At 38.3% G+C, this 21675-nt stretch carries 16 protein-coding genes; 10 read left to right on the top strand and 6 right to left on the bottom strand.

The genetic code is table 11. From position 1 onward, the window contains the following. Positions 1 to 3: 3 nt before the first annotated feature. The 4 genes from AC0UMU_RS00355 to AC0UMU_RS00340 all read right to left on the bottom strand — a co-directional run bounded on the left by AC0UMU_RS00355 (position 4) and on the right by AC0UMU_RS00340 (position 7040). Positions 4 to 1218 (bottom strand): glycoside hydrolase family 88 protein, encoded by a 1215-nt coding sequence (locus tag AC0UMU_RS00355; RefSeq protein ID WP_288639867.1) that lies wholly within the window; start codon positions 1216 to 1218, stop codon positions 4 to 6. A 98-nt stretch (positions 1219 to 1316) separates the two neighbouring features. Continuing rightward, the gene (locus tag AC0UMU_RS00350) at positions 1317 to 1928 is read right to left on the bottom strand and encodes a hypothetical protein (protein WP_288639866.1); all 612 of its coding nucleotides are present in this window, start codon (positions 1926 to 1928) and stop codon (positions 1317 to 1319) included. Positions 1929 to 1960: 32 nt separating this feature from the next. Continuing rightward, entirely contained in the window at positions 1961 to 2797 is an 837-nt protein-coding gene (locus AC0UMU_RS00345) for a T9SS type A sorting domain-containing protein (protein ID WP_288639865.1), read from the bottom strand. A 166-nt stretch (positions 2798 to 2963) separates the two neighbouring features. Further along, positions 2964 to 7040 (bottom strand): hybrid sensor histidine kinase/response regulator transcription factor, encoded by a 4077-nt coding sequence (locus AC0UMU_RS00340; protein WP_288639864.1) that lies wholly within the window; start codon positions 7038 to 7040, stop codon positions 2964 to 2966. Positions 7041 to 7221: 181 nt separating this feature from the next. Here AC0UMU_RS00340 and yaaA point away from each other — a divergent pair, with 181 nt between their 5' ends. The 6 genes from yaaA to dprA all read left to right on the top strand — a co-directional run bounded on the left by yaaA (position 7222) and on the right by dprA (position 13454). Then, positions 7222 to 7986 carry a peroxide stress protein YaaA gene (yaaA, locus tag AC0UMU_RS00335; RefSeq protein WP_288639862.1) on the top strand — a complete coding sequence of 255 codons (765 nt, stop codon included), beginning with the start codon at positions 7222 to 7224 and terminating at the stop codon, positions 7984 to 7986. Between the two features lie 3 nt (positions 7987 to 7989). Then, the gene (locus AC0UMU_RS00330; protein ID WP_022390096.1) at positions 7990 to 8550 is read left to right on the top strand and encodes a sugar O-acetyltransferase; all 561 of its coding nucleotides are present in this window, start codon (positions 7990 to 7992) and stop codon (positions 8548 to 8550) included. 100 nt (positions 8551 to 8650) lie between these two features. Beyond that, positions 8651 to 9874: a GTPase HflX gene (hflX, locus tag AC0UMU_RS00325; RefSeq protein WP_022603118.1), complete on the top strand. Its 1224-nt coding sequence runs from the start codon at positions 8651 to 8653 to the stop codon at positions 9872 to 9874. 50 nt (positions 9875 to 9924) lie between these two features. Continuing rightward, complete coding sequence (locus tag AC0UMU_RS00320) at positions 9925 to 11916, top strand: DUF4954 family protein (RefSeq protein ID WP_288639860.1); 1992 nt, start codon at positions 9925 to 9927, stop codon at positions 11914 to 11916. Positions 11917 to 11929: 13 nt separating this feature from the next. Next, a complete protein-coding gene (locus tag AC0UMU_RS00315; protein WP_022603114.1) occupies positions 11930 to 12334 on the top strand; it encodes an acyl-CoA thioesterase in 405 nt (134 codons plus the stop codon). 13 nt (positions 12335 to 12347) lie between these two features. Beyond that, positions 12348 to 13454 (top strand): DNA-processing protein DprA, encoded by a 1107-nt coding sequence (gene dprA / locus AC0UMU_RS00310; protein WP_270214318.1) that lies wholly within the window; start codon positions 12348 to 12350, stop codon positions 13452 to 13454. On the opposite strand, the gene AC0UMU_RS00305 is transcribed toward dprA, so the two are convergent. Both AC0UMU_RS00305 and AC0UMU_RS00300 read right to left on the bottom strand, forming a co-directional pair. Then, a complete protein-coding gene (locus AC0UMU_RS00305) occupies positions 13449 to 14126 on the bottom strand; it encodes a metal ABC transporter ATP-binding protein (RefSeq protein ID WP_270214317.1) in 678 nt (225 codons plus the stop codon). The genes dprA and AC0UMU_RS00305 overlap by 6 nt on opposite strands. Next, positions 14113 to 14985, bottom strand: coding sequence for a metal ABC transporter solute-binding protein, Zn/Mn family (locus tag AC0UMU_RS00300; protein ID WP_288639859.1), 873 nt, complete (start codon positions 14983 to 14985; stop codon positions 14113 to 14115). The genes AC0UMU_RS00305 and AC0UMU_RS00300 overlap by 14 nt, the downstream gene beginning before the upstream one ends. A 212-nt stretch (positions 14986 to 15197) precedes the next feature. Here AC0UMU_RS00300 and AC0UMU_RS00295 point away from each other — a divergent pair, with 212 nt between their 5' ends. The 4 genes from AC0UMU_RS00295 (at position 15198) to AC0UMU_RS00280 (ending at position 21366) form a co-directional block, all read left to right on the top strand. Continuing rightward, on the top strand, positions 15198 to 16385 hold the full coding sequence (locus AC0UMU_RS00295; RefSeq protein WP_022390100.1) for a M20 metallopeptidase family protein: 1188 nt from the start codon (positions 15198 to 15200) through the stop codon (positions 16383 to 16385). 194 nt (positions 16386 to 16579) lie between these two features. After that, the gene (locus AC0UMU_RS00290; protein ID WP_009317986.1) at positions 16580 to 17062 is read left to right on the top strand and encodes an Lrp/AsnC family transcriptional regulator; all 483 of its coding nucleotides are present in this window, start codon (positions 16580 to 16582) and stop codon (positions 17060 to 17062) included. A 39-nt stretch (positions 17063 to 17101) separates the two neighbouring features. Beyond that, entirely contained in the window at positions 17102 to 17914 is an 813-nt protein-coding gene (locus tag AC0UMU_RS00285) for an inositol monophosphatase family protein (protein ID WP_022390101.1), read from the top strand. Between the two features lie 206 nt (positions 17915 to 18120). Then, positions 18121 to 21366 (top strand): glycosyl hydrolase 2 galactose-binding domain-containing protein, encoded by a 3246-nt coding sequence (locus AC0UMU_RS00280; protein WP_288639858.1) that lies wholly within the window; start codon positions 18121 to 18123, stop codon positions 21364 to 21366. Positions 21367 to 21675: the final 309 nt, after the last annotated feature.

Genomic DNA, 21675 nt, shown 5'->3' with positions numbered 1-21675 from the left:
AGGTTATTTCTTTAATACTCTATCTTTGAAACGAAGCATAGCTTCGAGATAGTAATAATCGGCATAGCTCAAAGGAACATCTATTTCCCTATTCCCGGGCAAATAACCGACAGAATGTTTCAGAATAAAGAATTTGTTTGTTCCCGGCTTGGCTGTATAAGCCGGAGAAGCCAAAGCGCGCAATTGCGTCTCGGCGACAGCAAGATATTCATCAGCTTCATCTGCCTTTACATAACCACTCAATTCTATTAGGGCCGAACATATTATAGCACCTGCCGAAACATCTCGATATGCATGAGGAATATTAGGTGCATCAAAGTCCCAATAAGGAATTTTATCTTTAGGCAAATTTTTATGACGAATGATAAAAGATGCGATCTTGCGGGCCATTTCGAGATAAGACTTATTTCCGGTCTCCCTATACATCATCGTATAGCCGTATAGCCCCCAGGCTTGTCCCCTCGCCCATGCACTTTCGTTACTATATCCCTGATGCGTCTCTTTTTTCTCTACTGCTCCGGTTTTAGGATTATAAGAGACAACATGATATGAACTGTTATCTTTTCTAAAATGGTTTTTTAAGGTCGTATCGGCATGCCTGACGGCAATATTCTTAAATACCGGATCACCACTTGTTTTATATGCCCACATCAATAATTCCAAATTCATCATATTATCGATAATAACCGGAAAACTCCAACCGCATTTACCGGTATCCCAAGATTGCGTACAACCCACTTGAACATTAAAACGAGAGCTTAACGCCTTTGCTCCAGACAACAGGACATCTTCTGTTTCTTTATCCTTTCCGCATAACCGCCATTTATTGCCATAGCTGCAATAAAGCATAAAACCGATATCATGCGTTTTGTTATTATTTTTTTGTGTCTTCAGATAAGTTGTAAATTTCTCAGCATTTTTACGAACAGTAACGTTTCCCGTATACTCATAAATATACCAAAGAGATCCCGGGAAAAAACCGCTTACCCAAGAAGACGGAGATACCCGATGTAAAGATCCGTCCGGCAAAATAGAATGGGGTAAAAGGCCCGGAGTAGAAGACATCTCGTTTATTAATCCTGCATATTGAGAACTTGCGTTTTTGAAAGCTTCATCAATAATTTTGCTCATACTGTTTTTTTGAGCAATTGTATTATTCGCAAATAGTAACAAAGAAGCTATCAAAACACATATTTTTTTCAAAACAAGTATTTGCATATATGTATATCTTAGAACCGGCTCAGACCTATCCCCAAGCTTTCAAATATCAGATGAGACAAGAATAAGCCGGTAGTTTTATAATAAAAAATTAACACCTACACTTTTTCATTTACAGAAATGTTATCAATATAAAAAACAGATTTCGCACGACTGAAATCTTGTCCCCCATCGACAGCAATTCTCAATTCAAAAGGCTCATCAAAATTTAAACTATGAGTTTTCTTATCCGAAACGATTTTTCCTGATCCCAAATCCACTTCTACGGTGTATAAATGCCAATCATTATCGCCCGTTATATTGACATTTTCACCACGACCGGCAATCGATTTATTTCCTTTACCTTCTGCAAAACCGACAAAAGAGACATTCAGTATTACAGGTTTAGCTGACCGAGCATAAAACGACACCTTTATTTTTTTTCGACTTAATTGAAGACCTTTCTGAGCTACAAAATTTTTATAACGAGTATCGATCCTATCATTACAAACAAATCGTAGAGATTTATCTCCTTCATACGCAACATTTACAACAGGCATTATCGATGAATTCGGCAAATTATTTTTATACCATTCTCCATTCTCAACCCCTCCACGTTTGGTTTTTACCGTACCTTCTTCAAATCCGGCATTCATCAACTTATTCTCCTGTGCCCAAAGAGATGATAATCCCCCTAACAAAACAGCAATCAATAATAATTTATTTCTCATCACTTTTAGATTTTAATCTATAAGACTCCTTCCTAACGTATAACTCGATACACTTTATTCCCATTCACCTGCACCAAATACACCCCCTGTGGCAAATCAAATACCGAAGAAGAACCATCAACATATGACGATTTTACCAGACTTCCTGTTGCTGTATAAAAAGAGACTTTCCCTTCAATACCGTTCACGACAATTCCCGAAGAACTACCATATATTTCACCAGCACAATTGTCGCTATAAGATTTTATACCGGAAGTATTTCCTGCAACAATACTCACATTATCCAATGCAACATAAGCATTTTTACCCGTCATATCTTGCGGACCGGCAATACCTATACGAAAGGTAAAAGGCTGAGTAAAATCCCATTCCGTTTCTTCTAAAACATCAGTTACAGTTCCGGCCATAACTTTACCGGAAGAGTAATCTAAAACTTTTGTGTATTTTCGCCATACATCATCAGCCGGAATAGTAAACACGCCATTTCCTAAATCAACTTTATTCGCACCTGCGGCATTTTTCCCTACCAATGCAAGATAAATATCCATTTCTGCATTTTTTCCCTTTGCCCAGAAAGTAAGTGTATAGACCTGTTTCTCTACTGCAGCAGCTATTTCATCTCTTCTATAATAAGTTTTGGCAGTAGTCAAAATATTTGAATTTCCATGAAGCCTCATAGTCTTACTTCCCCCATCTTCCAACGGCAAATCAGGACTATGATCTACTATTGCGGCATCACCTCTAACCATTTGAGAAGCGACTATCCAGCCATCCGAGTTTTCAAAATCTCCATTCGTAATTAAATTTTGGGCTTTAGAAATAACTCCAGCTAATAAAAAAACCGAAAGAAGCAGTAATCTGTTTTTCATAATCTAAAATATTTAAAGGTTAATATTATTTATCGGTCTATTCCGACAATACAAATATCAAGTACGAAAAACAGGAATTGGTTTACAGACATTTATAAGATGTATAAAAACGGAGTTATACCATTTTTTAAACATTTTATGGACAAATACCGCACATAAACAGATGTTATTTATCGGCTTTTCTCTTTTCCTTTATAAACTCGCTCGGAGTCATACCAAAGCGTTTTTTAAAACAAGTACCGAAATAACGAGATTCGGTAAAGCCTACTCGATCCGATATTTCACTTATATTCAAATCCGTATCGGTCAAAAGCTGTACAGCTCGTTTCAACTTTATTTCTAAAATAAACGTTTTCACAGAATGTCCGGTCAACAGTTTTATTTTTTTGTACAACAACGAACGGCTCATTGCCATATCTAAAACAAAATTTTCCACATCATATGACGGATCATCCATATTTTTCTCTATCAACACTAATGCTCTTTGCAAAAAAATACTATCCGCAGATTCCACCGAAACGGGAGTCGGTACAGGTACCAATGTTTTTCCTGAAATCATTCGTTGGGTTTCAAGAGTTCGAATCAAATTCTGTATCTGCCGAATCAATAACGCTGAATCGAATGGCTTTTCTATATATAAGTCCGCCCCAGAGTCCATACCCTTCCATTTGTCTTTTTCAGATAAACGTGAGGATAAAATAATGATCGGTATATTTGATGTTGTAGGATTGGATTTCAATTGCCTACATAGTTCAAAACCATCGATTATAGGAATCATGATCTCTGTAAGTATCACAGAAATCCTCTCCCGCAAAGCTATCTCTAAAGCTCCCTTCCCGTCTTTCGCTGCAATAACCGAAAACTTCGAAGACAAAATATCCGTCAAATAACTCCTTAATACGGCATCCCTTTCGACAATTAATATCGAATATTTTTTCTTTTCTATCGTTTCCGATTCCTCCTTGTTTATTTGGGGACATAACCCGGACAATAAATGAGCCGTATAAGAAAAAGTATAAGAAGATAAATCGAAGTCTTCTGAATTTACGGACGACATTTGAGCGGACTCTACAGGAAAAACGATATTGAATTCAAGCTTTCTCTCCACATAAGTATAAAATATATTCCCCTGCAATAATGCCAGTAATTCTTTAACCAAAGACAAACCTAAACGAGATTCGGCATTTATCCCCGAAATAGTATTTCCTGCTTCTGAATAGAACCTATAAAACAAAGCGTTTGCTTCATCTAAAGATAACAATACTCCATTTCCTGAAATTCTTAAAGATATTTTTCTCTTGCTATCTAACGTAGAATAACCGCTTTGCTCCAAATGCCGGGTATCAGGCTCTTCCAAAGAAAAAGTCAAATCATTTCCGGAAGGGAGATAACGAACCAAATTAATAAATAAATTACCTATTATCTTTTCCCATATAAGCGGATCAAACAAAAAAGTTGCAGAAGCAAAAGCGGACTTAAATATTATAGAAATATTATATCCTGTCGCTACATTCTCATAATTAGAACACAGTTTTCGAAAAAAAGTGACAGAATCCCCCTTAAAACAGTTAATAATTAAAGAATTACCCTCAATCGTTTGTATATCCAACAACTGATCAAGCAAATTATTTACCCTTATAACCTGGGATTGCATTTGTCCCAACAGCTCTTCAGACTCTTTATTATCCCTCAAACCGGGACGTAAACGTATAATCAAATCATTAACCACACTCAAAGGCGCTCGTAGTTCATGAGATATATTCGTGAAAAAAGAGACTTTTTGCTCAGTTGTTTGTTCTATCCGCATCCGTTGTTCCTGTTCTTTCGACAACTGCAAAAGTAAATACCGGAAACGAGATGAATTGCGCCATAACCAATAAAACAGAAAAACCAAAACTGAGAAATAAGCAACAAATGCATACCAGGTAAACCATACAGGCGGATTCTTGATCACCACTACCGAAGTAACGGCATCATTCCATATCCCATTATTATTTGCTGCTTTCACTTCAAAAACATACCGGCCGGTAGATAATCCTGAAAAATAAGCCTTATACTCCCCTGGAGCCAATACCCTCCAATTGTCATCGAAACCTTTCAATCTACATGCAAACTGATTTCTGGACGGATAAAGGTAATTCGACGATGCAAAACTAAAAGCTATATTCGTATCAGAAGCATCCAACACAATTTTGTCGGCTACTGAGATATCTTGTTTTAACGGTGATTTTTTTTCTTTCGGCTCTACCTTAACATTATTAATATATAACCCCGTAAAATATACTGAAGCTTTATTCCGATTTACTTTTATTCGAGAAGGTTCAATCCACAAAAAACCATTTGTATGTCCGAATAACAAATCTCCTAAAGCCGTTTTATATTGGGCATTCGGATAAAAAGATCCGGAGACAAATGCATCAGGCAGATCAAACCGAACAAACTCTTTTGAAGACGTTACATAATGAAACATGCCTTTATCAGTTGTTAACCAAAGGTCATGAAACTCTGCATCCTCTAATATACTATACACAATATCGGCATCAAGCCCGTTTTTTCGATTATAATAAGTCTCATTCCCTCGAGGACTGATAACTGTCACCCCATCGCCCCGCGTACCGATCCAAACATCTCCTGTAACAGTCTGACAAATTGTATATACATTATTACCACTTAACCGGCCCTTTTCAGAATACTTATCATAGCGCTTTACGATCTTTTGATTATTAGGATTAATCACGACAATACCTTGCTGTCCCGCTAACCATAATAATCCGTCTCTTGTCTTATATAAACTATAAAATTTCAATTTCTCATCAGGAAACAACGGGCGGGTCGTTCCAAGCCGTATATTGCAAGAAAACACTCCCCTCTCTTTATCTATCACTAAGACAATACTATCGTTAAGAACTTCAAAATCATAAACGTCCAAATTTCGGGAAGATTTTGAAGGGTCAGGCAATCGGTAACGAAACGCCTTACCCGTATGTGGATCTATTTCATTCAGCCCTCCCCTATATAACCCGGCATACAGTTTTCCATAAATAGGATGATAGTACAACTTTTTTATTAAATTACTTCCCGGACTATCCGGCCTACTATTATGTTTATAGTAAGTAATACGTCCTGATTCCCTGTCCAACCGATTCAGACCGCCCCCCTCTGTTCCAATCCAAATATTATGATCTTGATCTTCGGCAAAACAACTGACAATATTATAACTTAACGGTATTTCGGTCGTCTGGGTGAAAAAACGATAATGAGAATCGGAATAATTAAAATATGCCAGTCCTCCTCCGTATGTGCCAGTCCAAACCTCTCCATCTTCATTAGTATATATAGTCCAAACAGAGTTATAGGGTAACGAATATAACTGATGTGGATCATTCTGTAAAAAAAAGTCATCTCCGCTTTGAAGATCCAGCAAAAAAAGACCGTTTTGTACTCCAATCCACATCACATTCTGACTATCTATATTCATATCCTTCGTATAAACAGAAGTTTTGCCATCATGAGATAAAGGATAATGTTGTACCAATATTCCCGACATATCATATTTAAATAATCCACTATGATCAGATAAAACATAAACAAAATCTCCATATCTCACAATTCTCTGAATCAGATCTTTAACAAACAATTGAGAAAAAGGGACAAACCTCTGGGAATCGGTATCAAAGCGGAATATTCCACCGGCAATACCACCTGCCCAAAATTCATTATTAAAAACATACAAGCAACTGCCTTTTTCCCGTTCCATACCGGAAACTTTCATTAGTTCACCAGTTGCAGGATCAAACACGAAAGGTTGCTCATTATATAATAGCCAAATTTTATGATCAGAAGATTCGCATGGGAATGCAACATTTCCTTTAAACAAATTCTTAAAACAAAGCTGGTCAGCAGACATCCGAAACAGACCACCATATCTACTGGATAAATACAAATTACCGCAATAATCAGGGATAATACGATTAAACATCATCCGGTCGGCATTCTCCGGTTTATCCACTTTACGAATAAACGACACAAAAGAATATCCATCAAAACTCATAACATCATCTTCTGTTGTTATCCACATTTTCCCCTGACGGTCTCTCGTTATAGACGTAACAGCTTGATGTGTATTGATAGATACAGGAAACGTATGAAACAAATACCGAGATTTGTCTAAAATAGAATAAGCTTCTCCAAAACCGATAATAAAGAATACACTAAAAATCAAATATACTTGAGAGATTTTCATAGACCTATTATAAGCACATGGTATTAATCAGCGACTGACGACGAATTCAACTTTCACAAAGATAAAAAAAATTGTAATCCAACAAAATACACAATAATATATTAACCATACCAAAAGAAGTTTTTCCATAATACGATTTTTTCTTTTACATTTACTGAATAAACATTTTACCGACACGATTATGATGACACTTCTATCTTGTGCCAAAACAATGTGTGACACGACCGGAATAAAAGCTCCGGCTCTTACTACTCCGAAATTCGGAAAAGAGGCTTCGGATATTATCCTGCAACTAACCGAATATTCTCCCGATGAGCTAAAAAGGATGTTACATACTACTTCCCGATTGGCTATGGAAAACTATGAACGATACAGACTCTTCCACTCCGAAGAGACACCGACATTGCAGGCTCTGCTTGCATATACGGGAATCGTATTCAAAAATATCAATCCGGAAGACTTTACTCGTGAAGAATTTTTATATGCACAAGAACATTTACGAATCACGTCCTTTTGTTACGGATTATTACGCCCTTTAGACGGCATCAAACCATATCGATTAGAAGGCAATGTCTCATTACCCGAAACCGGAACAGACTCCATGTTCGAATACTGGAAATCCCGACTGACACAACCGCTTTTATCGGAAATAAGAAAAAACGGGAATATTTTGTTCAATCTGGCAAGTAGCGAAATGAAACAATTATTCGATTGGAAAAAAATAGAATCTTCCGTTACCATTATTACTCCGCAATTTAAAGTCTGGAAAAACGGAAAACAGACGACTGTCGTCATTTATACAAAAATGGCTCGCGGTGCTATGACACGTTTCATAATCAAAAATAAAATCGAAAAACCTGAAGACCTGAAAGCTTTTTCATGGGAAGGTTTTTCTTTCAATGAGAATCTTTCAGACAAAACAAATTTTATCTTCACTCAAGAATAACGAATGAAAACAGAAAAAGAAAAAATGTTAGCGGGAGAATTATACACTCCTTATGACTCCGAATTACAACAAATGCATCAACAAGCATTAGCTTTAGTCGAACAATACAATAAAGAATCCTTTGTCAATTGTCTCGAAGAAAACCCTCTATTAGGTAAATTACTACCCAATGCGCATCCTACATTGCGAATACAGCCCCCCTTTCTTTGTGATTTCGGTTTTTTAATATATGGAGGAGAAAACGGCTTCATCAATTACGGGTGCACAATCTTAGACACTGCCCCCATCACTTTAGGTAAAAATATACTGATAGGTCCGAATGTCCAGATCTATGCACCGATTCATCCATACGACTACACAACACGAGCTACCGGAGTAGAACACGGAGAAGCGATCACGATCGGAGATGATTGCTGGATCGGAGGAGGTGTCGTAATTTGTCCGGGAGTAACGATCGGTAACCGGTGCATTATCGGAGCAGGAAGTGTTGTAGTCAAAGACATTCCCGATGACTCTTTTGCCGCAGGCAACCCTGCAATAGTAAAAAAGCGTCTCGACTTGTAACTCTGTCAATAAGATTAGGATATATACAGTTTATAACTGCAAGAAGAACAAAATATAAGCCATTTGCATTATATTTGCAATAATTATAAGAATATTGTCAATGAAAGAATTTATCCTGACTAAACAAGAATCTGAACGCACGGTCTTAGTTGGTATTATCACCCAAACTCAAAACGAAACAAAAGCGAACGAGTATCTGGACGAGTTAGCGTTCTTGGCAGAAACAGCGGGAGCAGAACCGGTCAAGAAATTTTTACAACGGTTAGAATATCCAAATCCCGTAACATTTGTCGGAGCCGGGAAATTACAGGAAATCAAAGATTATGTTGAAGAAAACGAAATAGGTCTCGTTATTTTCGACGATGATCTTTCTCCGAAGCAATTAAAAAACATAGAAAAAGAACTGCAAGTAAAAATATTAGACCGCACCAGTCTTATCCTCGATATTTTTGCAAAAAGAGCGCAAACCGCCAATGCAAAAAGTCAAGTAGAACTGGCACAGTACCAATATCTTCTTCCCCGATTGACCCGGTTATGGACTCACTTGGAACGACAACGAGGAGGTATCGGAATGCGCGGTCCGGGTGAAACCCAAATTGAAACCGACCGCCGAATCATTTTGGATAAAATTTCCCGGTTGAAAGCAGAATTGAAGCAAATAGACAAGCAAAAAGAAATGCAGCGAAAAAACAGAGGGAAGATGGTGCGTGTCGCACTGGTAGGATATACGAATGTCGGAAAATCTACTCTGATGAACTTACTCAGTAAATCGGAAGTTTTCGCTGAAAACAAGCTTTTTGCGACTTTAGACACGACCGTACGAAAAGTCATTATCGACAATCTGCCTTTTTTGTTGACCGATACAGTAGGTTTTATCCGGAAACTTCCGACTCATTTGGTCGAATCTTTCAAATCTACATTAGACGAAGTGCGGGATGCCGACTTATTAGTACATGTCGTTGATATTTCCCATCCATCTTTCGAAGAACAGATAGAAATCGTGAATCAGACGCTGCACGAAGTTTGCAATTCTTCCGATAAACCGATGATAATCGTATTCAACAAAATCGATGCATTTTCGTATGTAGAAAAAGATCCGGATGACCTATCGCCTAAAACGAAAAAGAATATCTCGTTAGACGAGCTGAAAGAAACTTGGATGGCCAGAATGAATGAAAACTGTATTTTCATATCGGCAAAAGAAAAAAACAATATCGAAGAACTAAAAAAACTATTATACGAACGTGTTAAAGAGATACACGTGACCCGTTTCCCTTATAACGATTTCCTTTTTCAAAAATATGATGAAGAGGAAAACATATAGGCTCTGAAAAAGGAGCAAACTTTAAAATACAACTAATACATCACTACACAATGGGAGCTTACAGAGGATTAACGATTACAGAAATCGAGCAATTAAAACAGCAGAACTGCATGGCAGATGATTGGTCGGCAATATCCGTAACAAAGGACTTTATTCCCGATCATATATGTCATACCCGTTTTTCGGGTCAAATAAAATTAGGTGCTTTCAAAAAAGAGTTCATGTTAGATGGAGGATTAAAAAAACATTCCGGATTGCGCCACGTGACTTTACATAACTGCGAAATCGGAGACGATGTATTAATCGAAAACGTACCTAATTATATCGCCAATTACCGAATCGGGAATGACAGTTTCATCCAAAATGTAAATATTCTGGTAGTTGACGGTAAAAGCAAATTCGGAAACGGAACAGAGGTTTCTGTACTTAACGAAACAGGCGGACGGGAAGTTCCCATTTATGATAAACTATCGGCTCATCTGGCTTATATCATAGCTTTATATCGTCATCGCCCCCTCTTAATAGAGAAGTTAAAAAAAATGATCGACACGTATGCCGAAAATCACGCCTCAGAAACAGGAACTATCGGAGACCATGTAACTATCATAAATACCGGAACAATTAAAAATGTCCGTATCGGAAGTTATTGTACCATCGACGGAACTTCACGACTGGAAAACGGATCTATCAACAGTAACGAACACGATCCCGTCGTGATCGGGCATAATGTAATGGCAGAAGATTTCATTATCAGTTCAGGTGCACATGTCAGCGATGGTGTTGTCATGATGCGTTGTTTTATCGGACAAGCTTGTCATCTTTCTCACCTTTTCTCTGCACACGATTCTTTATTCTTCTGTAATTGTCAAGGAGAAAACGGAGAAGCCTGCGCGATCTTCGCCGGGCCTTATACCGTATCGATGCACAAATCGAGTCTTTTAATCGCCGGCATGTTTTCTTTCTTGAATGCAGGAAGCGGTTCTAACCAAAGTAACCATATGTATAAACTCGGACCTATTCACCAAGGCATCGTAGAAAGAGGGTCTAAAACGACAAGTGATTCTTATGTTCTTTGGCCTGCTAAAATAGGAGCTTTTTCTCTTGTCATGGGTCGGCATGTGCGACATCCGGACACGTCTAAACTTCCTTTTTCTTATCTTATCGAGAAAGGTTCTGAATCATATCTCGTACCGGGAGTAAACCTGAAAAGTGTAGGAACTATTCGGGATGCGCTAAAATGGCCGAAACGAGATAATCGGAAAGACCCGGAACACCTCGACATGGTGAATTTTAATCTACTAAGTCCCTACACGATACAGAAAATGCTGACAGCCATAGACGTTTTGCGCCATTTACAGGAAAGTTCGGGAGAAACATCCGAAGTGTATTCCTATCAAAGCGCTTGTATCAAAAACACATCTTTAGTCAAGGGTATTAACTTATACTCCAAAGCTATCAACAAATTTTTAGGGAACTCTATAATCAAACGTTTAGAAAACATCCGGTTCAAAAGCGATGAAGAAATAAGAGAGCGATTACGTCCCGACAATAACATAGGGACAGGAGATTGGCTGGATCTTTCGGGCTTGATAGCTCCCAAATCGGAAATAGACCGCCTCATCAACCAAATAGAATCAGAAGAAATAAAAACGCTCGAACCGATACAGCAAACATTTATAAGTCTGCATAAACGCTACTATGATTTAGAATGGGCATGGGCATATGAAGTAATGCAATCATGGTATCACCGTTCTATCGACCAAATAACGGCACAAGATATTACGGAAATCGTCAATATATGGAAAGATGCCGTTGTAAGCCTCGACGAGATGTTATATGCCGATGCGAAAAAAGAATTCTCAATGACTGCAAAAACCGGATTCGGAATAGACGGAAACACTCAACAAAAAAATGTCGATTTCGAACAGGTCAGAGGAGCTTTTGAGAATAATCCTTTTGTAAAAACCGTAAACGAACATATTAAAGCAAAAACAGAATTGGGGAACGAACTGATCGATCGTATCGCCCATTTAGCAAATTAGCATCAACTTTTTAATGGAAAAGAAATATTGTTTTGAATTGGAAATGAAAGTGCGTGACTACGAGTGCGACATGCAAGGTATAGTCAACAACGCAAACTACCAGCACTATTTGGAACATGCACGGCATGAATTTCTGCAAAGTACGGGAACAGCTTTTGTCGATATGAGGGAACAAGGTATAGAACCGGTAGTTTGCCGTATAGAAATAGACTACAAAACCTCACTTAAAAGTCAAGACTGGTTTATTTGTAAGCTATTTTTACGGAAAGAAGGTGCTAAATTTGTCTTTTATCAGGATATTTTTCGCCGATCAGACGGCAAACTCTGTATCAAAAGTAGAGTGGAAACTGTCTGTATCGTAAACGGACGTATCAGCCGGGGAGAAGAATTGGAAAAACTATTCAAGGAATATCTTTAACCTCTTTATTGTTATGGCACTGTGCGAAGAAACAATATATCAGATCGCATTGACTCGTATTAAGGGCATGAATTTGTTACTCGCAAAAACATTACTGGATACAATAGGCAGTGCTTCAGAGATATTTAAGGAAAAAGGGCAAAACTTGCAGAATATATGTAAACTGCAAACACCTGTCTTTAGTGACGAGTCAATAAAAACAGCCCTTGAAACAGCCAAAAGAGAGATAGATTTTATTGAAAAAAATCATATTATTCCGCTATTCTTCTCCGACTCTGAATATCCGGCCCGTTTGAATGAGTGTATCGATGCTCCGATATTATTATATTATAGAGGTACAGCAAACCTGAATGCCTCCAAAATAATAAGTATTGTAGGTACTCGTCATGCGACCAATTACGGACGAGACTTTTGTAAAACCCTCTTACAAGAATTGTCCAGATGGTTTCCTGACCTAATAATAGTAAGCGGGTTAGCTTACGGAATAGATATATGCGCACATCGAGAAGCTCTAAATAATAAGCTTCAAACTATTGGCATTTTAGCTCACGGAATGAATACTTTATACCCGGCTACACATAGAAAGACTGCTGCAGAAATGCTTTCTTGCGGAGGATTATTGACTGAATATTCATCTCAACATCCGACACATAAAGGGAATTTTGTAGCCCGCAACCGAATAGTTGCCGGAATGTCGGATGCAACACTGATTATAGAATCAGCAGAAAAGGGTGGTTCTTTAATTACTGCTGGAATTGCAGAAAGCTATCATCGGGATGTATTCGCTCTGCCCGGAAACATACAAAATGAATATTCTAAAGGCTGCAATCAATTAATAAGAAACAACCGGGCAGCCTTAGTAACTTCGGCTCGGGATATCGCCGATGCCATGTGTTGGGACATTCCGGATAAAGAACCGAAACAAATATCTCTTTTTCCGGAGCTGAACGAAACCGAAACATTATTGATGGAAATATTGGAGGAAAAAGGAGAATGCCATATAAATCAATTGACAATTATCGGCAACCTTCCTGCATCTCAAGTATTGGCAACTCTTCTCGAACTCGAATTCAAAGGTCTTGTCCGTCCATATCCCGGAGGGTTATACCGAAAATCATAATTCCCGGTTATTTATCTCACGAATAGACCGATTAATCCTGACTATACGGGTTGCCATCTCCTCCATTCTGTTCAGTTCATGCGATACCAAAATAACAGTTGTCGTTTTATTTATTTCACGAAAGATTTCATACATCCGTTCCTCAAATTCCTGATCGACATAAGATGACGGTTCATCTAACAAGAGAATTTCAGGACGTGAAACAAGAGCTCTGGCAAGCAAGGCTCGCTGCATTTGCCCTCCGGAAAGTTTTCCGATAGGTCTTTCCGCAAATCTCTCAAGCCCGACAAGAGACAACGCCTCTTCTACCCGCAACCTCTGCTCTAGAGTAAATGGTTTCAAAAAACGCTTTTCTCCCATCAAACCCGAAAAAATAACTTCCGAAACAATAAGAGGAAAACGCGAATCTATTGCATTCTTTTGTGGTAAATATCCCATATTCAAATACGGGACTTCCAATCCGTTTCGATAAAATGAAACTGTTCCCGACAAAGGCGGCAGCAATCCAAGAATAATCCGCAACAATGTCGTCTTTCCTCCCCCGTTAGGACCGGTAATTGCCAAAAAATCCTTGTCATAAACGGTAAGATCGATATTTTCAAGAACCGGAGTACGATCATATTGCAACGAAACCCCGGTAACCTCGATTCGTTTATCCCTAATCAAAAGCATCTGCGATATGAATTAATTCTTCTCCCCACTCATAATTCAAAGGATCGATCTGAACAACCGTCCCTTTCAACTCCTCTGCAAATGTAAGAGCTTGTTTAATATTAAACTCTTTCTGAATAAATACGATATGAACATTATTTTCACGTGCTATATCAACTGCCCTCTTCATATAGAAAGCCGAAGGTCCTTTTCCGTTCAACTCTACACTTAATTGGCGCAGACCATAATCATGCGCCAAATAGCTAAGCGACGGATGATAGATTGCAAACATTTCCCCTTTATGAGGAGCAAACTTATGAGTCAACAACGTATCTATCCGGTTTATCTCCTCTACAAGTTTTTCATAATTTCGGGTATAATACTCCTTTCCGTCAGGATCAATATCGACAAATGCATCATACATATTCTTTACAATAATACGGGCTCTTTTGGGAGAACTCCATATATGAGGATCAATATTCTCCATGTGCAAAGCATTCGGTTCTTCATGACACTCATGAGTACCGGTCAATAAAGACACTCCTTCGGAAGTATCATAAATCTTCATTTCAGGATTGTTCTTTGCCAATTTATCAAGCCAAGCTACTTCAAAACCGATATAACCGATTTTCAGATAGGCAACACTTTTTCCTACACGAACCAAATGGGAAGGAGAAGGATCATAAGCTTCCGGATTACTGCCATTAGGCACAATACAATTAATATCAAACCTGTCTCCGGCAATTTTTTCCGCAAAATATTTTTGAGGCTGTATGGTTACGGTCACTATCCTCTTTTGCTCTGGCTGACGAATGCAAGAACATACAAGCAAAAAACAAGAAAAAAGAGCAACCATCCATATAGGACGAAATAGTTTCATTTTATTTCCTTTGTGTTACAAATCTTTGCTAAATGCAAAAATTCAAACAAATATAAGACAAAAGGCTAAATAAATCTAAAATTCAGATGCCTTTAATATTTTAAACTAACGATTTTAACACATCGTATCTTATTAAAAGCAACAAAAGAATAACGAAAAAATATCGTTATTTATTATTAGAATACGTAAGTTTGTGAATCATTTATATTTATATGAAAAATATTATCAACCGGCTCAGCGACCAAATCGAAAAAGATGTCATATCGATATACCGACATCTGCACCAATATCCGGAGCTCTCTTTTCAAGAAAAAGAAACATCTTTTTTTATTGAGGAAATATTAAAAAAAGAAGGTATTCCTCACAGCAGCCGAATAGGCGGCTATGGAATTTTGGCCAGAATAGAGGGAAAAAAAGAAGGTACACATATTATCGGACTCCGTGCAGATATGGACGCTCTGCCGATAGAAGAAAAAAATCAAATCGAATATCGGTCAAAGATCCCTCATGTAATGCACGCCTGCGGGCATGATGCCCATACGGCTTGCTTATTAGGTAGCGCACTTGTAATGAACAAATTAAAAAAAGAATTCGGCGGAACATTGTTACTCATCTTCCAACCGGGAGAAGAACGCCATCCGGGTGGGGCACGTTTAATGCTCCGAGATGGTCTTTTCGACAATATCCGCCCGGAATGTATGATGGCTCTACATACCCATACCGAAATACCTTGTGGAACAGTAGCATTCGGTGAAGGATGCGTAATGGCCTCAGCAGATGAAATTCATATCACAATAAAGGGGAAAGGGGGACACGGGGCAATGCCTCATTTGCTGAACGACACCGTACTGGCGGCAGCTCAAGTCGTAATATCTTTACAACAAATCATTAGCCGCAGACGAAACCCCTTTATTCCGGCAACTTTGTCTATCGGTCGTTTCATTGCTGACGGAGCGACGAACATCATTCCTCAGGAAGTACAAATATCCGGAACTTTAAGATGTATGGAGGAAGACGAAAGAAAAAAACTAAGACCTCTCATTCTGCAAACAATCAAACAAACAGCCGAAAGCTACGGATGTACTTGCGAAATAGACATGAAAGACGGTTATCCCGCACTCATAAATGACGCAAGCATTACAAAAGAAGCTCGCAACTACGCAATAGAATTATTAGGAGAGGAACACGTGATCCCGTTAGAAAAACGAATGACCTCTGAAGATTTCGCATTTTACTCACATGCCATACCCTCCACATTTTTCAGATTGGGAATAAAAGGCTCTGCTAACCCTGAATGTCAAGGCCAGCATACTCCGTATTTCCTAATTGATGAAGCAGCTTTAAAAACCGGAGTAAAAATATTATCCTGGTTAGCATACCGCTTTTTAAATAAACCATAAACAAATATCATTTTTCGGATACAAATAAAAATGAATTTAGTTATAATCAGAATATCAAAATATTATGAAAAGAAAATTATAAGATTGATTTTCAAAAATAAATTCGTTTTTCTTTCATTTTTATTTGAAAATGTAATCTATTTTCCATACATTTGTATAAAATTGCATTTAAATCAATTAAAGTACATATATAAATGGGACACCACCAATTAGATAGTTTAGATTATAAAATCTTAAAACTAATCGCATCCAATGCCCGCATTCCGTTTCTGGAAGTAGCTCGTGAATGTAATGTATCCGGAGCAGCAATTCATCAACGGGTACAGAAATTGACAAATTTGGGGATCATTAAAGGATCGGAATACACGATCGACTCTAACAAAATCGGGTTCGAAACATGTGCTTATATAGGCCTTTACCTTCAAAATCCCGGACAATTCAAAGAAGTTCTGGAAAAACTCCAGCAAATCCCCGAAGTCGTAGAATGCCATTATACGACAGGACAATATGATATGTTTATCAAATTGTATGCTCGTAACAATAGCCATCTGTTAAAAATAATCCACACAAAATTACAGCCTTTAGGTTTAGCCAGAACCGAATCGCTGATCTCTTTCAAAGAGGCTTTCAAACGGCAATTACCGATTGAAGATCTGGAAGATGAGTCAGAAGACTAACTAAATAACGATAAAAAATCACATAAATCCGCTATACCTATGGAAAAAGGCATAGCGGATTTTTTTAATCAATGTTTCACCATGAACAATTGGAAAGAACTAGAAGCAAAAGCAATAGAATGGGCTAAAACGATGGGAGAAATTCAACTTTCATATTTCAGGAAAAGTCAACTGTCGATAAAAACCAAATCGAATATTTTCGACATAGTAACTGCCGCAGACAAAGCCTGTGAACAATATTTCCAAGATCAGCTTACCATTCATTATCCAGATCACGATATGTTAGGAGAAGAAACCGGAATACATGAAAAAGGCAGTGATTATTGTTGGGTTATCGACCCTTTAGACGGAACTACGAATTTTAGCCAAGGATTACCTATCTTTTGTGTATCGATAGGACTGCAATATAAAAAAGAGACAATTATCGGGGTTGTTTATGCTCCCTATTTAAACGAACTCTATACTACAATAAAAGGTGAAGGGGCTTATAGAAACGGACAAAAATTGAAAGTCTCCGATAAAACAGAATTATCACGATCTGTCATTGCGACAGGTTTTCCATACGATCATGGGACTAACCCGGATAACAATTCAGCCAATATAGTCCATATCTTACCCAAAGTAAGAGGGATCAGGCGTATGGGCTCTGCTGCATATGATTTATGTTGCGTAGCAGCCGGAAATTTAGATGGTTATTGGGAATTAAATCTGAATTTATGGGATGTTTGCGCCGGCATTTTACTGGTAGAAGAAGCCCAAGGCAAAGTAATTTCATTCCGGAATAACAGAGGCATTTCAATCATTGCCGGAAATTCGGATATTACATTATTACTAAAAGAAAATATCAGATAAAAATGACAGATTATCGGCTTAAAATAAGGTTGAATGATTCTTAATGCAAATTTAAGTACAATTTTATCCGATCGTTAATCCTGTGGGATTTACTTTGTAAACAGCTTCTATCAAAAGCTGTTTTTTTATTTCAAGAACAACTGAAAATCTGAAATAAAGAAAAGGGTTTCCAATACATTACATATATCAAAAAACCACATAATCTTATGAAAACACTTTATTATCATCAACCGCACACTCTCCTTAACAGAGCATTGCGCCTACTCCAAACTATCATTCAAAGAAAAGGGATACTTAGCTTGTTTACAACCTTGACCATATTGCTATTGCCTCTGTCTGTTCAAGGACAAACATCAAATAAGATACTGATCAACTCCGGATGGGAAATGCAAGACGCAGCCATAATTTCCAAAGAGGGTATGAAAGACGGATGGGAAATGGAAAACGCTGCCAAAGTTCCACAAGAGGGGAAAGTAATATCTACAACAAAATATAAGCCTTCAGGCTGGTATAAAGCAACAGTCCCCGGAACGGTTCTTACGACCTTAGTAAATAATGGTGTTTATCCCGAACCGCTATACGGAGAGAACAATCGACCCGAAGTAATACCCGAATATCTTTGTCACACAGACTGGTGGTATAGAAATGAAGTTATGATTCCCGACTCATATAAAAATAAAACGATATGGCTCAATTTCGACGGAATTAACTACTCTGCCGATATTTGGGTAAATGGACGTCGGGTAGGTCCGATTAAAGGAGCATTCATACGAGGCAATTTCGATATTACGTCACTCGTTAAACCCGGGCAAACAGCAATTATTGCCGTACGCATTTCTCCTCAACCGAATACAGGAGTTCCTTTCGAACATATTATGGGTACGGTCGGAGGTCCGTGCGGAGGTGTAGGACGCCTTGACGGACCTACCTTCGGATGTTCCAACGGGTGGGACTGGTTGTCCGGAATCCGTGATCGGAATAGCGGAATATGGCAAGATGTCTTTCTTTCGGCAACAGGTCACGTATTAATGAAAGATCCATTAATTACATCAGACCTACCGTTACCTCGTACCGATATAGCTTCCGTAACCGTGCAAACAACAGTACAAAATACGACCGGAAACGTACAGAAAGGAATAATCAAAGGTAGTTTTGACAGCATAAAGTTCGAAAAAACAATAGAAATCGCACCCTGGCGATCTCTGACATTCACATTCGATCCTAAAGACTTTGCTCAACTAAATATAAAAAATCCGAAACTTTGGTGGCCGAATGGATTGGGAGAACAAAATCTTTACTCCATGCACCTGTCTTTTGAAATAGATGGAAAAATTTCCGATGAAAAAGAAGTAACATTCGGTATCCGAGAAATATCATACGATATTCCCGGAAGCGATAATCTGGGTCTTACGGTGAACGGAGTACGCATATTTTGTAAAGGAGGCAACTGGGGATTGGATGAAGCCCTAAAACGAATCGATCCCAAACGGTTAGAAGCTCAAATACGCATGCACAAAGATGCCAATTTCAACATGATACGTCTATGGGGAGGACAAGCTGCAAGTAAAATCCTCTATGACCTTTGCGATAAATACGGTATAATGATTTGGGACGAATTCTGGCAATTCAATGCAGCAGATCCTCTCGACCAAGACCTTTATATGGCAAATGTCCGCGATAAAATATTAAATTTCCGCAATCATCCGTCACTGGTTATATGGTGTGCACGCAACGAAGCATATCCCCCTAAATATCTGGATGATGCTGTACGATACGCACTTGCCGAACTCGATCCCTTGCGCCATTATCAATCCAATTCCGGAGGTGGAGGCGGATGCAATTCTGGCGGTCCGTATGAATGGCAAACTCCGGTAGATTATTACCGTTTTTCCGAAAGTAAAAAATTCAACAAAAAAGAGACTTTCAAAACAGAGATCGGCCCTCAATCGATACCGACATTGGAATCTATTCAAGGCATGATGCCGGAAAAAGATTGGACAAGTATTACCGATGCATGGGCAGAACATAATTTCATTTCAGGAGGTGGACGTAACCTAATGAAAACAATGACAAAACGTTATGGAAAAGTTGTCAATGTAGCTGATTTTGTCCGTAAATCACAAATGATGAATTATGAAGGTTTTCGTGCTTTATATGAAGGACGAATAGGTAAAATGTTTTCCCCGACACAAGGAATATTGTTATGGATGAGCGTTCCCGCCCAACCGAGTTTCGTGTGGCAAATGTTCCACTATGATTTGGAACCGAACGCTTCTCTCTTCGCTTTACAAAAAGCTTGTGAACAAATACACATTCAATTCAACGAAACAGATAACGGTATAATACAGGTAATTAATCATGAACCGAAGGCATTAAGCAGAGCTTATGCAAAAATTACAATTTACAATATCGACGGGTCTGTTGCAGCCGAAAAGAGCCATGAGGTAAACACTGCTGCCTGTTCGGTAAACAAAATAAGCGACATTAAATGGCCTTCGAACTTAACTCCGGTTCATTTTATAAAACTTGAACTCCGAGACTCTGACGGAAAGCCGATCTCAGACAATTTTTACTGGCGGGGGATCTCTTCAAAACCAAACGATCTCACGGCTCTTGAATCGATGCCTGTGGTAAAACTTGCAACGAAAGCCTCTACCCGTACAAAAGGCGAAAAAGTATTCATTGACGTTACTTTACGCAACCCGAGTAAAAAGATCGCTTTAATGACACACTTGCAATTGCATCGAGGGAAAACCGGAGAACGTGTACTTCCGGTATATTACAGCGACAATTATATTTCATTAGCCCCGAAAGAAGAGAAAAAAATAACAATCGAAGCTGATGCTGACAATCTCAAAGGTGAAAAACCTCTTGTCCTGGCTGACGGATGGAACATCAAAGTATCCTCATCGACCTATATAGCCCCGAATAAAAATGCAGAAGTAAATAGTTGGCCTAAATCAGAGTTTACATTCATCGCTCCGAAAATAGAACCGTCCGATGAAATCCGCATCAATTGTGCCGGATATAACAGAGACGGATTTTCCAAAGATCCGGGCTTTCTTGAAGGAGCTTTAGGATATTGTACTGAAGATGTCGACGTAAGTGCACCTATGTCAGGACCTGAAGCAATATATAAGACGGTTCGTTGGGGATCTTGCTCCTATCCGAATTTGATGAAGAATCCAAACGGAATTTACACGGTCAGATTGCACTTTGCAGAGTTGGATAAAAACACACCTCCGGGAAAACGACGTTTCAACGTATTGATCAACGGTAAAATCGTATTGGAAAACTTAGATGTTATTAATGAAGCCGGAAGTAAATTTAAAGCTCTTGTCAAAGAAATTAAAGGAATTGCTCCCGATAAAGATCAAAAAATCACAATTGAATTGAAAGATATAAGATCAGGAGCTCCACAAATTTGCGGTTACGAAATATTCCCTGAATAAAAAAATCGCAGAAATGATGAACCCCGTATAAATTTTACTCGGGCAAAGTTTGAGAGAAATCCCACAGGCATAAACTACAACAATGTTATATGCCGAAAGAAAACGTAAAAATGATCTGATAACATTTTTCATTATTTCAGATCGATTCTAAAAAAACAGGCTGCTTCTTCTATTTAAAAAGCAGCCTGTTTCACGTCTTATAATCATCATCTTTCTTATTTTCTTAATCACACACCCTATTGAAACTCCTTTTAAGAGGAAAACATTCTAAAAATACAGCAACATACGAATCCTATATTTTCCAAGAAA

It is taken from the genome of Coprobacter fastidiosus (assembly GCF_982245605.1).
Note: the sequence above shows the minus strand (reverse complement) of the source record. Positions and strands in the feature narration are given on the sequence as shown.

Bases quoted from the DNA above. Each gene is read 5' to 3' on its own strand.
- AC0UMU_RS00300 (WP_288639859.1), bottom strand. From the start codon at position 14,985: ATGAAACTATTTCGTCCTATATGGATGGTTGCTCTTTTTTCTTGTTTT.
- AC0UMU_RS00280 (WP_288639858.1), top strand. From the start codon at position 18,121: ATGAAAACACTTTATTATCATCAACCGCACACTCTCCTTAACAGAGCA.
- AC0UMU_RS00320 (WP_288639860.1), top strand. From the start codon at position 9,925: ATGGGAGCTTACAGAGGATTAACGATTACAGAAATCGAGCAATTAAAA.
- AC0UMU_RS00345 (WP_288639865.1), bottom strand. From the start codon at position 2,797: ATGAAAAACAGATTACTGCTTCTTTCGGTTTTTTTATTAGCTGGAGTT.
- yaaA (WP_288639862.1), top strand. From the start codon at position 7,222: ATGATGACACTTCTATCTTGTGCCAAAACAATGTGTGACACGACCGGA.
- AC0UMU_RS00350 (WP_288639866.1), bottom strand. From the start codon at position 1,928: ATGAGAAATAAATTATTATTGATTGCTGTTTTGTTAGGGGGATTATCA.
- AC0UMU_RS00330 (WP_022390096.1), top strand. From the start codon at position 7,990: ATGAAAACAGAAAAAGAAAAAATGTTAGCGGGAGAATTATACACTCCT.
- AC0UMU_RS00340 (WP_288639864.1), bottom strand. From the start codon at position 7,040: ATGAAAATCTCTCAAGTATATTTGATTTTTAGTGTATTCTTTATTATC.
- AC0UMU_RS00295 (WP_022390100.1), top strand. From the start codon at position 15,198: ATGAAAAATATTATCAACCGGCTCAGCGACCAAATCGAAAAAGATGTC.
- dprA (WP_270214318.1), top strand. From the start codon at position 12,348: ATGGCACTGTGCGAAGAAACAATATATCAGATCGCATTGACTCGTATT.
- AC0UMU_RS00315 (WP_022603114.1), top strand. From the start codon at position 11,930: ATGGAAAAGAAATATTGTTTTGAATTGGAAATGAAAGTGCGTGACTAC.
- AC0UMU_RS00290 (WP_009317986.1), top strand. From the start codon at position 16,580: ATGGGACACCACCAATTAGATAGTTTAGATTATAAAATCTTAAAACTA.
- AC0UMU_RS00355 (WP_288639867.1), bottom strand. From the start codon at position 1,218: ATGCAAATACTTGTTTTGAAAAAAATATGTGTTTTGATAGCTTCTTTG.
- AC0UMU_RS00305 (WP_270214317.1), bottom strand. From the start codon at position 14,126: ATGCTTTTGATTAGGGATAAACGAATCGAGGTTACCGGGGTTTCGTTG.
- hflX (WP_022603118.1), top strand. From the start codon at position 8,651: ATGAAAGAATTTATCCTGACTAAACAAGAATCTGAACGCACGGTCTTA.
- AC0UMU_RS00285 (WP_022390101.1), top strand. From the start codon at position 17,102: ATGGAAAAAGGCATAGCGGATTTTTTTAATCAATGTTTCACCATGAAC.